We start from the raw sequence: 15,651 nt of genomic DNA, 5'->3' as shown, positions 1-15,651 counted from the left end.
GTATTCATGAATATATATATTGTAGAAGGTAGTAATTCAGGCCCAGTTAATGGCCGTTTAGCTAAAGCGGAATTAGTGTTAGCCGCTAATTCATTAAATTTCAAAGTTGTTGATAATGCAGCATCAGCTGATACGATTATTTCGGTTGGTAATGGTGATATCAGCGATAAATCAGTGATTGGCAAAAAAGTTTATGTGGTAAATGATCTCAATGAAGTTTTTGCTGATCCTAAAAAAATTCTAAATGATGCACAAACCAAAGCGACTGTTTATGATCAATCTGCTAGTTCTGCACCTGTTTCAGCAGCAAATAACGGACAAAAACGTATTGTTGCGGTAACAGCTTGTCCAACTGGTGTTGCGCATACATTTATGGCTGCTGAAGCGATTGAAGAAGAAGCGAAAAAACGTGGCTGGTGGTGTAAAGTTGAAACTCGAGGTTCGGTTGGTGTTGGTAATGAATTAACTCCAGAAGAGGTGGCTTCAGCTGATCTAGTGATAGTAGCATGTGATATAGATGTTGATTTAAGTAAGTTTGCAGGTAAAAAGATGTACCGAACTAAAACCGGTCCAGCTCTTAAAAAAACTGCACAAGAATTAGACAGAGCTTTTAACGAAGCTACAATCTATCAACCAACTAGTTCTGCTTCAACAACAAAATCAAGTAACGAGAAGAAAGGTGTCTATCAGCATCTATTAACTGGTGTATCTTATATGTTACCAATGGTTGTTGCAGGTGGATTAATCATCGCTTTATCATTTGCTTTTGGTTCATTTGAAATGGTTGATGGCGTACAAAAACTGGTAGGTGAATCTCATTTAGCACAAATTGGTGGGCTAGCATTCTCACTCATGGTACCTTTACTTGCGGGTTATATTGCTTATTCTATTGCTGATAGACCAGGTTTAGCTCCTGGGCTTGTTGGTGGTTTGCTTGCTGTCTCTACTGGTGCGGGCTTTTTAGGTGGTATAATCATTGGTTATTTTGCAGGTTACTTAGCAATGTTAATCACTAAGTATTTACCATTACCAAAAACACTTGAAGCATTAAAACCAATTCTTATTGTACCATTACTTGCTACATTAGCTACAGGCTTAGTTATGCAGTTTATTGTTGGTACACCGATAGCATGGCTGATGGAAGCTTTAACTGAATGGTTGAAATCAATGGGAACAGCCAACGCTATTCTATTAGGTGCAGTTTTAGGTGGTATGATGTGTACTGATATGGGCGGACCAATCAATAAAGTTGCTTATGCGTTTGGTACAGGCTTAATTTCGGCTCAAGTATATGCACCAATGGCAGCGGTTATGGCTGGTGGCATGGTTCCACCTTTAGCAATGGGATTAGCAACCTTAATCGCTCGCAAAAAATTTGCTAAAGCAGAACAAGAAAGTGGTAAAGCTTCATTAGTATTAGGCTTATGCTTTATCTCTGAAGGGGCAATTCCTTTCGCTGCTCGTGATCCATTACGTGTTATTCCTTGTTGTATTATTGGTGGGGCAATCACTGGTGGTCTATCATTAGCATTTGGTTCTGAGCTTATGACTCCACATGGTGGTTTATTCGCTTTAGCAATCCCTGGCGTAGTTAAACCAGTTGGTGGTTATTTACTATCAATTGTTGTTGGTTCGGTGATTGCGGGTGTTGCTTACGCATTGATTAAAAAACCTGAAGCACAAACTTCTGAATTAGTTAGCGCATAATACATCATGCAACTAAAAACGCCATCATCTGATGGCGTTTTTTTATTCTTGTCTTAATCTATTTTTTTACCCAACGTTGTAAATCTTTTGGGATAAAATTATCCATCTTCTCTAACATTTCATCAGCAACATCTGCTACGATCAATGTTCGATAAAAACTGTCTCGGATAAAGCCTTCTTGTACTGCGTGTTCTAAAAAATTGAGCATAGGTTGCCAAAATTGACTATTTAATAAGGCAACTGGTTTTTCATGATAACCAATTTGCATACCTGTCCATACCTCAAACAGCTCTTCTAATGTCCCTGTGCCTCCAGGCATAGCAATAAAACCATCAGCTAGCTCAGTTAATCTTGCTTTGCGTTGATGCATATTTTCAACAACTTCCAAACGTGTAATACCATGGTGTGCAGTTTCAGCTTTAACTAACCGCTCAGGGATAATACCAATAACTTCACCGCCATGAGCGAGAACGGCATTAGCAATAACACCCATTAGTCCTTTATTGCCTCCACCATAGATTAATCGTCTATTTTGTTTAGCAATGGTCATACCTAATTGCTCTGCTGCCATACGATATTCTGGACGATTACCTTCACTCGCACCACAAAACACACAAATATTTTTTTTCATCAATTTTACTCTACTGGTTATGCTATTTTCTCGCTATTTTAGCATAGTTTTACCTCGATTTGCTTACAAGCTGAGCAGTTAAACCTAATTAGTGTTTTAGAGATTGACAGAATCGTCATAGATGGTTAATATCTTGTCCGTTAAGTGTTCCTCCATAGTTCAGTCGGTAGAACGGCGGACTGTTAATCCGTATGTCACAGGTTCAAGTCCTGTTGGAGGAGCCAATTTCAGTTTTTAAGAACCTGCTTATATAGCAGGTTTTTTTATATCTACCATTCAATAGATACTTCAAGATCACTTTTATCTGCATAAACATTATTAATTCGCCGTTTAACCATGTTTGAACAGCGATATATAATTATTTTTTATAAGGCGTGTTTTAGCTGGAAAGCCTTATTCTTGCAGGGTATAATTCAGCTTCCCTCCAATTAATACCAAAGTGTGAAATCAACATGAAACATAACGTAGTAATTGCAGTATTAATGGCAACTAGCTTATCTTGTGCCGCTATAGGACATTCATTTCATTGGGGATATGAAGGTCAAGAAAAACCAGAAAACTGGGGTAAATTATCAGCAGAGTATTCTACCTGTGAAAATGGTAAAAATCAGTCACCGATCAATATCGATCATGCATTAAAGACAGAGCATGAAAACTTAAAGTTCTCATTCAAACCAAGTAAACAAGAAATTATTAATAACGGACATACTATTCAGGTTAACGTTACTGGTGATAATCAGTTAATATTAGATGAGCAAACCTTTACGTTACAACAATTCCATTTTCACAGCCCAAGCGAAAATACCATTAAAGGTAAAAGTTATCCAATGGAAGCCCACTTTGTTTACAAAAATAAAACTGGTGAGCTTACCGTCGTCGCCTTAATGTTTAATAGTGGCGAAGCGAATTCTGAAATTGCGAAGGCTTGGCAGCAAATGCCTACGGAAGTGGATAACAAAGCAACTTTAGACAAAACTGTTGATATCAGTACATTATTTCCTGAAATACTCGATTATTATCGCTTTAGTGGATCATTAACAACACCACCGTGTACTGAAGGTGTAAGATGGATTGTGTTAGAACAACCTGTAACAGTCTCAGAACAACAAATTGAAAAATTCCACTCAATCATGCATCACAACAACAACCGCCCAGTACAGCCATTAAATGGTCGAATTATTGTTGATTAATAAATGAATTTTGATTGGCTTTATTAAGATTTATTATAAAGCCAATTTCTATTGTTATATTGATTAAAAAAATATCAATTAACGATAGCTAATCACAATGAGGATAACTTTTTAGTGTCTCTTTTTAGTGATTTTTTTATTTAAGTATTAGTATAATCCCAATCAAAAACTTTTATTTCACCAGTTTGATAAAACTGCTTAACTAACTTAATATAGTTATTAAAATCTTTATTTTCTCTAGCAAGACGACTGCAAGAGTCCCAATCAATAATAGTTTTTTCTTGAGCAGGAATTAGAATTTGACTTTCTGATGGATTATCTACCTCTAATTTAATAACGCCAATACCGTGTGCTGCGCACAATACTCTGAGTTCTTTTAATGTATCACTACCCGTAATTTGTGAAGCGACCAAATAACCAAAATTAGCCCATGAAGAATTAGATACAGCTTGAAAAATGATTCTCTAACATTTGACATATTAAGTAATATTTTAACTTCAAATGACCATAGTTTACTTTGCTGATCGGCATAAAGTTTAACGCAATCTTTGACTAAGCTATCCCAATCGGAGCTGAGATCTTTTAAGCCAACAATATCAGGATGTAGCCATATATTGCCATTTTTACCCATTCTATTTGATGAGGTTTTTTCATCAATACGTTTAGAGTACACATTAAGTTCATCATAAAGATATTTACTTAATAATGGATAGAGAGTGTGTTCACTATGACCATTCTTCTCTGTTTGGGCTTGTGTGGGCAGTTTCTTTGTAGATAAATACTCAGCGTCTAGTACTTCTGCTTCATCCGATTTTTGCGAAAAGTAATACTTTTTAGGACGACCCTCTGTGGTTTTTATTTCTGGATGTTTTTTTGTAAAAGTGGTCGCTGAGCACCAATTTCAGCTGCAATTTGGGCAATAACATCATCATCAGTCATTAAACGCTCACTAGCCTGTTTTTTTCAGCACAGGCTTGCGGATTATGTATAAATATCAACTGAGCCAATTGTTTAGCGGTAAACTGTTTTTGTGGTTGCTGTTTAAGTTGATTAAATATTGTCTTCCTGAGATTTAATGACATAATGTTTAATAACTCTTTGTGATAATGATTAATATACACGTAATATATAATTTATATTAGCTAGTGCTGTCAATTCAATGTTAACTTTAATAGTTATAAGAAATCATATAATCATTATTGATAGTTATAAATTCACAAATAAATTATTGCTTATAAAAGTAATAGCTACATAGTTATATTTAAAACGGTGCTAGTTTTTACATACATGAAATGCCAAACTTAATGGAAAAATTGGATTTTATTTAGTAAATCATGGAGAACAGCGAATATGGCCTCTATTAATGAGATTAATAAGTATTATAATAAATACATTATACTGAAAAAAGATCTTAGTATTGCTGAAAAAAATACAATAGATAGTATTGAAACTAAATTAGAGGATATTTATTTAAGAAATAAAGATGATATTTTAGCTGATATATCAATTGAATTTCTTCAAACGATGTATTATTACACTATATTTTATTTTAATAACAAAAAAGAAAAGATCCCTTATTTATATGGTTATATTGTTACATCTGCATTAAGTTTGTTACTTGATTACTATAATATCTATGCAATTCAAAATCGTTTTCTCAAAAATCTATCAAGTCAGGGACAAATCTTACTAATGATGTTTGCTTGTAATCGATTTGAGTTAATTGAGCCTTGCTACCCCAAAATTGTTGAAAGTATTCTCAACGGTAATATGAGCCGAAGTTTATCTTGGGGTGGCGATGGTAGGGGTAATATTGTACCACCAAAACCACAGCGCTTAGGGGTATTAGCGATTGAAATGATGGCAAGTGAGCGTAAACAAACCATTGATTGGGATGGGGCAAATATCCCAATTGACCTATTTTATCATCGTTTTTGTCAGGAAGCGCTGTATAGCACCGATGAAAATGAGTTGACTGATTGGTTAATCAAGCTTTGTGATAATCATTTAGAATGGATATCACTATTTCTTGATAATGATGAAAAGCAGCCAGCAACTGGTTATGAAATTGATGATATCATGTTATTTCTTTGGCCATTTGAATATCAGGCCGTGAAAAATTTTCGAGCTCGTCATGGCCTTTCTACCCCAGAAATCGATCATCCTCTGTTAAAGACACCAATGGCAATTGACCATTTGCCGAACTTTGCAACATGGCAAAAACCAATGTGGTATAACAAAATGGTTGATAAAGTGATAGAGGTAAATCCAGAGTTAAGCTTTATCCGAGAATTATTTAATTCGTGAGAGTGGCTAGATCTGTATTCAGCCAGCGAAATCTTAACAAAATTATTAAAAAACTTGTAAATACTGGATTTCTATTTTATTAAAATTGTTTATATATCTAAATGAAAAGTGACCTATAAAATTGAGTATTTATAACTAGCTATTTACTATTGTATATTCAACATATGCACCAAATAAAATACGAGTCTTTAACCTATTTTGTGTTATTTTCTTATTACTAATAACTGATAACTAGACGATTAAAAATTAGTTTATAAGTATTGTTATTTTAAGTTTTCTATATCATTTTTACCAAAATGATATAGTCATCATAATTTAATGTTTTTTAGCTGTATAAGCTTGTACTTCAATTTTTATGACGCTAATTGGTCTAACATCGCCTTCAGAAAAAGAGAATGTTTTATTAGGTGCAAATTTATTCATCATTATTTGTAACGCTGCTATTTTTGCGGTGGGTTCTTCAATAAAGGTTGCATATCCATTGCCGATAATACTGGCATAATCGAAGGAATATTTGCAGGCTTTTTCATTAGTAATTAACTGGTGCCCTGTATCTAGCTCAAAGCTAAGTAAAGGATTTTGTCTGAGTAGCTCAACTTTAGTACCGACTTTTGCGCCATGAATATAAAAAATAAGTTGATTATTTGTTGTTAGTTCATAACAAAAATTGACAGGAACAATATAGGGATAATCACCATTATTCATGGCTAAACGAATAACATCAGTATGCTCTAAAATATCGATCACTTCATCAAGATTAGTTATTTCTCTATCTTTGCGTCTCATAGATACCTTTTTATGTCTTAGATAATTTATTTTAAAGTAACAATAACACTAACTTATTAATACCTTTGCTATTATTATGCCTTATATTAAATCTAAATTGAAATTTTCACAAAACTTTAAACCATTCTAAAACTTTAGTTAGGCAGTAAATATTATTTTTAGAGGTGAACTATTAAAGTTAATAGGTTGTGATGAAAAAATTAAGAAGAATTAATTAATCAAATTACAAACGCATCGAATGAACAAGTTTTAATTGAAACAAAAACAACAAATATAGTAACAAATAGAATATTTTATATTATTAACAATAGTCTTATTCATTGTGCAAGCGATGAAGTAATCTGTTTTAGAAAAGCGATGGAGTCAAAAGGTGAAATAAATTTCAGTAATTATGAAGTAATAATTCAACTATCTGTTATTAAATATTTTTTTAAATTTTCTTTGGACATTTAATTTTGAAAAAACAGCTATTATGGTTGGAAGACCGAGAGCAAATTAAAATAAACATCGATCTTGACTTTTCGATTGTGTATTAAAGGTGAATTAATATTGAAAATTTGTTGATAGTTTGTTCATCAATAGCTTTTCAACTTGATGGCATTAGCAAAAGTCACGGTTAATAAACATGAGAAAATATACTAGATAAGCTTGGCTAAATGATATTAATTTCTTTTTTATTGGGTTTCATAAGTAACCTTCATGTTTAATTTTTACTTTTTCCCTCTATCTAATATACTCAACTAATTTGCCTAACTTTTTAACATAATTCATGTGCCACCCGTTGTTTGTAGTTCATAACATTATTTTCGTATTATTTAAAAACATGCTTAGATAAAACTCTTAAAATTCTAAAATATTTTTTATAATTGTTTGAAGTTAAATGGTTATAATGCTTGAAAATATTAATGTAATATATAATTTAGTTGGATTTAAAATATAAGAAAATCAAGGAATATACAATGAACATGATTTGTACTGATATGAACAAAAGAAAAACAGACATTATAACCAAAATAGTAAAAGCCTGTATCTCGTTAGTACCAGATATTGGAAATATTACAAATTCTTTTGGTGATATTTATGCAGGAGTTAGGGAACTGTACTATATAAAACAGGAAAATAAAATGTATCAATTATTCAATCAATGGTTAACTGAAATTCATATTTTAACTGAAAAGCAAATTCATGAAATTATCGAAAATGAAAATTTTTCACTCATTATTAAAAAAGTACTTGAAGATGATGATGATAAGAAAATTATCTTCTATTCTAGATTATTAAAAAAAATACCTAAATTAAAATATACAGAAAATAATAAAAAATCCTTAATATTTATACTATATAATATAACTATGAACGATATTGAGTTAGCTGAAAAATTTTATAATTATTCAAAAGAAAAATGTCTTCTCGATGACGCTAAAGATCAAATATATAGGGAATTATCTTTTACTGATGATGGCTTTATTCTTGCGTCATTAAATAACTTAAAAAATTATGGTTTATTTAAAACAAAACAAACATATGGTGCTGGTGACATTTTTTACCCAACAATATTATTTAATCAATTTTGTGAAATTATCTTTGATACATAAATAATATTTTAAATCAATAAATTAAACCTAACTGACTAATTAGACTGAAAAATTAAAATGAATAGGTAGATAAAAAATTTCCATTTTGCGAATAATTGAAAATAATTGTTTATATTTGTTTTTTAGTACACTCATAACCAAAAATATTTTTTATAAACATCTTCATCATTAAATTGAATGGCAAAAAGACCATGTACATTATTAACCATTATACTTAGATCTATATATCCTAATTGCCACCAATGGAAAATATCCCACATTTCACAATTAAGTAATTTTGCTGCTCGTCCCTCATGCCCCAATAAATATTTGTACCAGCTCACAAGGGTGGGGGGTAAACTAGACACGAATAATACTTTTACATACAGTTAGATACATTAGAACACGGTATTTATACACATGGGATAAAATTTAATTATAAAACACTTCCGAAAAGAATTTTAGGTTTAAAAATCAACACCTAGTAGCTTATTTTGCTCTGATAATATAACGGAGCTATTCTTTTCTACCATTTCTATAAATGATTTATAGTTACCTAGCTGATATTTGTTTATTGCAACAATTATTTGTTTATCTGTTGAAGTCCCTATTTCATGCAATACATTTAACATTCCTGTTACTTGGCGGGGATCTATTCCATTATAACAAGATGAATCTTGTATAAGAATTTCTAAATAATTAGAGTACATACAGATTAAATAATCCATGAGGTTTTTCTTTACCTCACCGACTCCCTCTCCAGCATCACCTTTCAATGTAAACTCAAAAATAACCGGTCTATTTTTTAAGTTCTTTGGTCTAATTCTTATATCAAAATAAGAGGTCACATCATTAGTATATATTGTTTTGACTATATCGAAGATAAAATTTCTATATGTAATAATAAGATTTTCATGATTTTTTCTTAATTGTATAGCTTCGTTAAAAAAATTAGATAGGTTAGCATTTTCATTGAAAATCTCATTATCAATCGATTTTACTTGTGAAAGTTTTCCCTGCTTATATTTTAATTCTTGTAACTCTTTACTGTATTTTTCATATAATCCAATAGATTCTTGATAGATTTCATTCTTCGAAATAATAGCTCCAATGCTATCGATTTCATTAGATAATTGTTCAATATCGTTATTCAATAAACCCATTTCTAATAGAATCTTATCTTTTTTCTGGTTTAAAAATTCTTTTCTTTCTTCATATACAGATTTATGAAACTCTTCAACTTCATGAAAATTCCTTTTAACCATTTCAGGGACTTCTTGTTTAGCCTTTTCAAAAATAGCTAAAAGATGTTTACTTGAAATATCAACTTTGTTGGAATCCTCAATAAATTGATCTAATCGCTCACATTCGAATTTTTTTATTTCATACTCAGTTTTCAATTTCTTCAGTTGATTACTTTTTAATGAATACTCATCTACAATATTTTTTTGGATGTCTGAGATTTCAATAGATTTTATATTTTGAGCAATTTTTTCTAAATCAATATCTAATCTTTCAACTTCTTTATCGATAAAATAGATTTGTTCATCAATTTGTTTTACATCAACTTCCCCATAAAAAGAAATCAATTCTTTTTTATTCTTCTTCAGTTCCTGAATTCTATCTTGCGATTTATAGATATTATCTATTTTATCTAAAATATCTGATAAACCTAGCAACTCAAGGCAACTAATAACATCATCTTTACTGGCATGTGTTATATAACTTATTTCCGTTGATTTTTTATTTAAGATAAGCTGTTTATTGTACAGACTTCGTCTGATACTAAAATGTTTTTTATAATCAGTTAATGTAACATTTTCATTATTGATATATATACTATCTGGATTTCCTAATATTCTTGTTACTTTAAATTCTTTGAAATTATGTAATACAATAGCTTCTAATTTATAACCGTTAATAGCTTCTTTTATTACTTTTTTATCTTCATTTGCACCAAAAATATAATCAATAAATTTAAGTAATAAAGTTTTACCTAAACTATTTATGGTTGCCCCTAATTTTTCAGGATATTTAATATCACCATATATATAAGATACACCTGACTGATAAAATTTTATTTCTTTAATAATTTCATCTTTAGGCGTTTTGATTTTTAATTTCAATATTTTCATTTAAAATCTCACCTTTTTCATTATAAGAAATCATCTTTGATAAATACATAAATTCAAGGACATAAATAAATTTTTGATAAGTTGGTGGTTTTTTTAATTTATCTTTTTTGATATATTTTTTATTAAACTCGTTCCACAATTTTTCAATTGTAAACTCTTCACTGTTAATAGTATCCAAAAGAATTGCACTCAACCCTATAAAACTTTCTGTTAACGTAATATATTTATTGGGTAGAATCATTTATATTGTCCACTTTTTCAAAAATATCACATTTATCAAAAATATAAATAATAAGAAATTTCATGGGTGTTTTTAAATTCCATACCTCTTGAGTGTGAAGAAGAACATCATCGATTAAAGCTTCATACAATGATACACCGCTCATTGTCTCAGATAATTTATTATATTTATCAATAATAAAATTTTTCACTCTTTCAAATTTATTTTCAAAAATAATATTTTGGTTAATAATATTAATGGATTTTTCAACCACATCAAGCTTAGCTATAATAGTCTCAATTTCTTTTTTTATTTCAGTTAACCCATTTATATCTATTTTTTTACTGGGAGAGACTCTATCATATGAACTACTTAAATTATCAATCATTGATCTATCAGCTAAATTTCCTGATATACTTATTATTAGATCTATAATTATCTTTTCATTTACTGCATTTACGTCAATCAGAGATTTGATTCGCATAGAAGCAGAAATACTCTTTAATATATCAATATTATCAATTTTTTGTAAAATTTCTCTTATATAATCTGTATTAACAACCCTATAATTAAAATTAATTCCGTATTGCCTCTTGAGTTCAATTACTTTTTTGTCAAAAAATCTTTCGCTATCATGAGGAAGGTTATTATCTTGAGTGTTAATAAGAAATATAAACTCTTTTAGTTTACCACCCCATTTTTTTTCTTTATAAATAATTTCTAATAACCCATTTAAATCTTCTGTAAACTTGTCCTGTATATTTTTTTTAAGAGAACTTGTTAATCGCGTTGGAGAATATATTTGATAAAATATTCCATCTGAAATAATACAACCATCATTTTTATCATCTCCACCATAAAAATCGGGCATTTCATATTGCTTTCCTATAGATTTATAGTAATCGTATAATACATTTTTGATCTGTATCTGGAAGTTAATTCCTGTTACTCCCCTAAGAAATATCACAATATTTTCAATATAATCATACTTATCCAATTAATAGACTCCTTCAAGAATTTTATAAATAAATTTTTAAACTTACCACATATTCTTTATCCACTAACCCCAACTATTATTTCTTAGGTAGAAATCTATCTATACTAGTGTAGTTTCATAATTTAATAGCTAATATACCGATAGATTTACTCAATGTAATATTTAAATCATACGAACAAAAAACATAAATCACAATATATAATTATGACTAATTATACACAACCATACAAAATCAGCTGATAATTAAAAACATTTGTTATCTATTTTCAATTCCTCAATAATAGCCATTCTCACTAAATCAGAGTGGTTTCTATTGGTTTGGTGTTTGTAAAATATTAATTTATCAAAATAATTTACTATTAGTTCCTCGACCGACACAATTAATTTTGTTTTTGGCACATCATTAAAATAGTGATTTACCTTTTTATTTTATGTTTGTTTCATGGTTTTCCTAACGTCTATGTAAATCATCAAAGTTAAACCAATCCCAATATTAAGTTAGTCAAAGTAATACCCTGTTATTTAACAATTTTTAGGTTTGTAAAACTATTATATTAATACCCAATTGCAGGAAATTTATAAGATTAATGATGTAGACTAGTGAACACTTTTATTCAAAACTTTAAATATATTTAGGAGGATAGATATAAAAAAACAGCCTTTCAACTGGCTTTATAGTTTTAATGTTTTTATCCATTAACTATTTTTAATGTTCTATTACCTGACAATGAGACATTCTCTTTACTGGCTTACTCGACAAAGTCGCCCCACCAGTCTAACATTATCCTTCGTTGTTCCAAATAAGTGGCTCTGTTATAAGCCCGTCTAACGCTATTACTATCAACATGAGCAAGCGCGGCTTCAATAACATTAGGGTCAAAGCCTTGCTCGTTTAATATTGTGCTCGCTAAAGCTCTTAATCCATGTGCCACTAACTTATCTTTATATCCCATTCGTTTAATTGCCATATTCGCTGTTTGGCTATTCATGGGAGTAGAAAAGGGAGGTTTTAGACTTGGAAAAATGTGTTCCCTGTGACCGCTAATAGGTTTCATGATTGATAGAAGTGCCATAGCTTGCTTATTAAGAGTGATAGTATGTTCTCTTCTCATTTTCATTTTTTCAGCAGGAATAATCCATAAACAATTATTAAAGTCAATTTCCTGCCATTTTACCCCTACAGCTTCATTGGGTCGGGTCATTGTTAATAGTTGCCATTCAATTAAGCAACGTGTCTGTAATTCAATTCTAGCCATAGCAAGAGCCTGCATAAATTAAGGTAGCTCTTGTGCTTTGATTGTTGGCATTTGTCATTTTGTAGGGCATTTCAAATGCATCTTTAATCTTGACTACTGGGTTAGCCTCAATTAAGCCTATATTCACAGCATAAAACATAATTTCATTAATGCGTTGGCAAAGCCTTTTAATCGTTTCTAATTTGCCATTTGCTCTTAATGGCTCCATAACTTTTATGAAGTCCTTTGCCTTTAATTTGAAGATGGAACTATTACCGATGTAAGGGAAAATATGTAACTCTAAGGAGTTCCAAATATCTTTTAATATAATTTCAGTTAATCCTTTACTACTCTTAACTTTAAACCAGTCAGTAGCCACTTTTTTAAATGTACTGGTTATTTCGTCTTGCTTGCGCTGTTCTAGTTCCGCCTTATGTTCTTGAGGATCTATACCTTTTTTAATTAATTCGCGCGCTTCGTCTTGTTGTTTTCGCGCTTGTTGTAGCGAAACTTCTGGATATTTACCAAAAGACAATAATGTCTCTTTATTTGATATTGTTTTTTATATTTAAATCGCCAAAACTTAACTCCTGTCGATTTAACCAATAAGAAAAGACCACCTCCATCAAAATACTTTTTATCTTTGTTTGTGGCTTTTAATGATTTTATTTGTGTATCAGTTAAAGGGGCAGTTTTGATGGCCATTTCTCACCTTTGGGGGTATCTAATCAAAAGAACAATTTATCCTACCCCCAAATATACCCCCCCATTCTTTTTGGTTGTAAATGTATCTTACTGATGCTTAATGAATAACAAAATAGGCTTTAAGCCTTGTATTTACTGATTTTGATGTGTTTTAAAGGATTTAAAAGAATGTTACTGTTTATTGAATTGGTGGAGCTGGCGGGAGTTGAACCCGCGTCCGAAATCTCTACATCCTTGGTACTACATGCGTAGTTTGTCTTTGAATTTCGCTTACCCGCTGCGGACAAACACGCCACTGATAAACTAGCTTGATTAAATTTAATGCTTCCGCCCCAAGCAAGGCTTCCACACGATCTCGTTTAGGTTTGACTCCTCTTGATCCCCGTCCTACGAGCGGAGGCTAGGGAGAGAAGGCTCTATACAGGTTATTAAGCTGCTAGTGCGTAGTTTTCGTCGTTTGCGACTATTTTTTTGCGGTTTATTTACGAGGCCTACCGCACCTCGGCATGCACCTTGGGTTTCGCAAATCCCGTCGAATCCAGAATCAGCCCCAATTGTGGTTGGTATTTAAAGAAAATATTGGGGCATTATAGGTGAATTCAAGTGGTAATACAAGTTACCCGACTTCTGGATTAACCCAATTTTCAGTTGGTTTTTCCGGTTTTAATGCGGCAATAATATTATCAACAGCACATTTGGCCATGGCATATCGAGTTTCAGTGGTGGCTGAACCTACATGTGGTGATAATAAAACATTATCAAGTTTTAATAATGGCGAATCTTTGGCTAATGGTTCAACTTCAAAAACGTCTAAACCAGCTGCTTTAATGGTTTTATTTTTTAATGCTTCATAGAGTGCTTGTTCATCAATTATCGGACCTCGAGCGCCATTGATAAGGATAGCTGATGATTTCATTAACGCTAATTTTTGTCTATTAATAAGCTGTTTTGTTTGATCGGTTAGCGGTAAAATGATAACAACAAAGTCAGCTTGTTTAAGGACATCATCTAGTTCAAGACGTTTAGCATGATAGGCTTGTTCAACATAGGTATTGGCTGAACGATTATAATATATGATGTTCATATCAAAACCACAATGTGCTCGTTTAGCTATGGCTTGACCAATACGGCCCATGCCTAAAATACCAATGGTTTTACCATAAATATCTGTACCAAAATACTCAGGTGTGATGCTTTTATTCCAACCACCATTATGAATAAGATTAGATAATTCAACGGTTCGACGAGCAGTAGCCATGAGTAAGGTAAAAATGAGATCAGCGGTACTTTCAGTGAGAACTTTCGGAGTATTCATTAATCGGACGCCATGTTTTTTCAGCGCAGGCAAATCATAATTATCAAAACCGACTGAAATTGTCGCCGCAGCTTTTAATTTAGGGGTTTGTTGCAGAAAATTATCATCAATTCGAGTTGGAATATTAGATCCAATCATACCGTCAGCATTGGCTAATGTTTGGATAAATCCACTAATATCGGTTTTAGGATCACCTTGAAATAGTGTTAGATTGAAAGCTTGCGCTAGTCTTTCTTGTTGATCAGCTGGAATTTTACTAAATAAAACAACATTCTTTTTCATAAATACTCCTATATCGCTATATAGACTATTTTTATCGCAGTATAGCGTTAGCTTATTTAAATTTGCAATGAAATTAAGTTTAAAGCAAATTAGTTTTTATGTACTGAAGAATGAGAAATATTTATATTTTTTTAAATATTTTTAAAAATAATTATTAATATAAATCAATTCAATAGAATATTTTTTAGAAAAATATTAAATTTTTTTGAAATTAGTTGGAACTTTTTGTGATTTAGTCTGTCTATATATTCAGATTACGTTAATTCATTTTTTTGCCCTCCACTCATTTTTGAGTGGATTTTTTTTGCCTACAATTTTTATTAGTGCTAACTAGTCCTGCTATAGAATTATATAATCTACATAAATAATCGATATATGAAAATATATTGAACAATTATTAACAGCAAGTTAATATCTAGCGATTTTCATTATTCTAATAAATAGTGTTATTTTTATTATTATCAAGCCTTTTATCTATTCTCAATTTATTTGGCATATTTAGTCTGGTAACTAAATAATAATGTAATGGATGGTGCTTAAATACTAATAAGTGAGCAGAGAGAATTT

At 31.0% G+C, this 15,651-nt stretch carries 11 protein-coding genes, 1 tRNA gene, 1 other RNA gene and 2 pseudogenes; 5 read left to right on the top strand and 10 right to left on the bottom strand.

Annotated features, from left to right (window positions below):
* Positions 1 to 6: 6 nt before the first annotated feature.
* Positions 7 to 1,707: a PTS fructose transporter subunit IIBC gene (gene fruA / locus H3U97_RS02575; RefSeq protein WP_198197956.1), complete on the top strand. Its 1,701-nt coding sequence runs from the start codon at positions 7 to 9 to the stop codon at positions 1,705 to 1,707.
* A gap of 58 nt (positions 1,708 to 1,765) precedes the next feature.
* Here fruA and H3U97_RS02570 read toward each other — a convergent pair whose 3' ends face one another.
* A complete protein-coding gene (locus tag H3U97_RS02570) occupies positions 1,766 to 2,338 on the bottom strand; it encodes a TIGR00730 family Rossman fold protein (RefSeq protein WP_086320448.1) in 573 nt (190 codons plus the stop codon).
* A gap of 148 nt (positions 2,339 to 2,486) precedes the next feature.
* On the opposite strand from H3U97_RS02570, the gene H3U97_RS02565 reads away from it, so the two are divergent.
* Together H3U97_RS02565 and H3U97_RS02560 are read left to right on the top strand one after the other, a co-directional pair.
* Positions 2,487 to 2,562 (top strand) — tRNA-Asn (locus H3U97_RS02565).
* A 228-nt stretch (positions 2,563 to 2,790) separates the two neighbouring features.
* Positions 2,791 to 3,528 carry a carbonic anhydrase gene (locus H3U97_RS02560; RefSeq protein ID WP_198197954.1) on the top strand — a complete coding sequence of 246 codons (738 nt, stop codon included), beginning with the start codon at positions 2,791 to 2,793 and terminating at the stop codon, positions 3,526 to 3,528.
* A gap of 140 nt (positions 3,529 to 3,668) precedes the next feature.
* Here H3U97_RS02560 and H3U97_RS11540 read toward each other — a convergent pair.
* Positions 3,669 to 4,610 (bottom strand): annotated as a pseudogene (locus tag H3U97_RS11540) (COG2958 family protein).
* A 268-nt stretch (positions 4,611 to 4,878) separates the two neighbouring features.
* Here H3U97_RS11540 and H3U97_RS02545 point away from each other — a divergent pair.
* A complete protein-coding gene (locus H3U97_RS02545; protein ID WP_198197948.1) occupies positions 4,879 to 5,835 on the top strand; it encodes a hypothetical protein in 957 nt (318 codons plus the stop codon).
* A 315-nt stretch (positions 5,836 to 6,150) separates the two neighbouring features.
* Here the strand turns inward: H3U97_RS02545 and H3U97_RS02540 are convergent, their stop codons facing one another.
* Positions 6,151 to 6,621 carry a pyridoxamine 5'-phosphate oxidase family protein gene (locus tag H3U97_RS02540; protein WP_198197945.1) on the bottom strand — a complete coding sequence of 157 codons (471 nt, stop codon included), beginning with the start codon at positions 6,619 to 6,621 and terminating at the stop codon, positions 6,151 to 6,153.
* 959 nt (positions 6,622 to 7,580) lie between these two features.
* Here H3U97_RS02540 and H3U97_RS02535 point away from each other — a divergent pair.
* Positions 7,581 to 8,216: a hypothetical protein gene (locus tag H3U97_RS02535; RefSeq protein WP_198197943.1), complete on the top strand. Its 636-nt coding sequence runs from the start codon at positions 7,581 to 7,583 to the stop codon at positions 8,214 to 8,216.
* Between the two features lie 131 nt (positions 8,217 to 8,347).
* Here H3U97_RS02535 and H3U97_RS02530 read toward each other — a convergent pair whose 3' ends face one another.
* From H3U97_RS02530 to H3U97_RS02490, 7 genes and pseudogenes are all read right to left on the bottom strand, one after another.
* Positions 8,348 to 8,563, bottom strand: coding sequence for a hypothetical protein (locus H3U97_RS02530; protein ID WP_198197941.1), 216 nt, complete (start codon positions 8,561 to 8,563; stop codon positions 8,348 to 8,350).
* Between the two features lie 99 nt (positions 8,564 to 8,662).
* Positions 8,663 to 10,330 carry a DUF2326 domain-containing protein gene (locus H3U97_RS02525; protein WP_198197939.1) on the bottom strand — a complete coding sequence of 556 codons (1,668 nt, stop codon included), beginning with the start codon at positions 10,328 to 10,330 and terminating at the stop codon, positions 8,663 to 8,665.
* Positions 10,296 to 10,571 carry an ABC-three component system middle component 6 gene (locus H3U97_RS02520; protein ID WP_198197937.1) on the bottom strand — a complete coding sequence of 92 codons (276 nt, stop codon included), beginning with the start codon at positions 10,569 to 10,571 and terminating at the stop codon, positions 10,296 to 10,298. The genes H3U97_RS02525 and H3U97_RS02520 overlap by 35 nt, the downstream gene beginning before the upstream one ends.
* Complete coding sequence (locus H3U97_RS02515) at positions 10,555 to 11,547, bottom strand: hypothetical protein (RefSeq protein WP_198197935.1); 993 nt, start codon at positions 11,545 to 11,547, stop codon at positions 10,555 to 10,557. The genes H3U97_RS02520 and H3U97_RS02515 overlap by 17 nt, the downstream gene beginning before the upstream one ends.
* A gap of 749 nt (positions 11,548 to 12,296) precedes the next feature.
* A pseudogene (locus tag H3U97_RS11535) lies at positions 12,297 to 13,487 on the bottom strand (integrase domain-containing protein).
* A 187-nt stretch (positions 13,488 to 13,674) separates the two neighbouring features.
* Positions 13,675 to 14,039: a transfer-messenger RNA gene (gene ssrA / locus H3U97_RS02495) on the bottom strand.
* 64 nt (positions 14,040 to 14,103) lie between these two features.
* On the bottom strand, positions 14,104 to 15,084 hold the full coding sequence (locus tag H3U97_RS02490; protein WP_198197927.1) for a D-glycerate dehydrogenase: 981 nt from the start codon (positions 15,082 to 15,084) through the stop codon (positions 14,104 to 14,106).
* Positions 15,085 to 15,651 lie beyond the last annotated feature (567 nt).

This window comes from Gilliamella sp. W8128 (assembly GCF_016100545.1).
GTDB classification, from domain to species: domain Bacteria; phylum Pseudomonadota; class Gammaproteobacteria; order Enterobacterales; family Orbaceae; genus Gilliamella; species Gilliamella apis.
Note: the sequence above shows the minus strand (reverse complement) of the source record. Positions and strands in the feature narration are given on the sequence as shown.

Excerpts from the sequence above, each read along its gene's own strand:
- H3U97_RS02490 (WP_198197927.1), bottom strand. The coding sequence starts at position 15,084 with ATGAAAAAGAATGTTGTTTTATTTAGTAAAATTCCAGCTGATCAACAA.
- H3U97_RS02540 (WP_198197945.1), bottom strand. The coding sequence starts at position 6,621 with ATGAGACGCAAAGATAGAGAAATAACTAATCTTGATGAAGTGATCGAT.
- H3U97_RS02560 (WP_198197954.1), top strand. The coding sequence starts at position 2,791 with ATGAAACATAACGTAGTAATTGCAGTATTAATGGCAACTAGCTTATCT.
- H3U97_RS02570 (WP_086320448.1), bottom strand. The coding sequence starts at position 2,338 with ATGAAAAAAAATATTTGTGTGTTTTGTGGTGCGAGTGAAGGTAATCGT.
- fruA (WP_198197956.1), top strand. The coding sequence starts at position 7 with ATGAATATATATATTGTAGAAGGTAGTAATTCAGGCCCAGTTAATGGC.
- H3U97_RS02545 (WP_198197948.1), top strand. The coding sequence starts at position 4,879 with ATGGCCTCTATTAATGAGATTAATAAGTATTATAATAAATACATTATA.
- H3U97_RS02520 (WP_198197937.1), bottom strand. The coding sequence starts at position 10,571 with ATGATTCTACCCAATAAATATATTACGTTAACAGAAAGTTTTATAGGG.
- H3U97_RS02525 (WP_198197939.1), bottom strand. The coding sequence starts at position 10,330 with ATGAAAATATTGAAATTAAAAATCAAAACGCCTAAAGATGAAATTATT.
- H3U97_RS02535 (WP_198197943.1), top strand. The coding sequence starts at position 7,581 with ATGAACATGATTTGTACTGATATGAACAAAAGAAAAACAGACATTATA.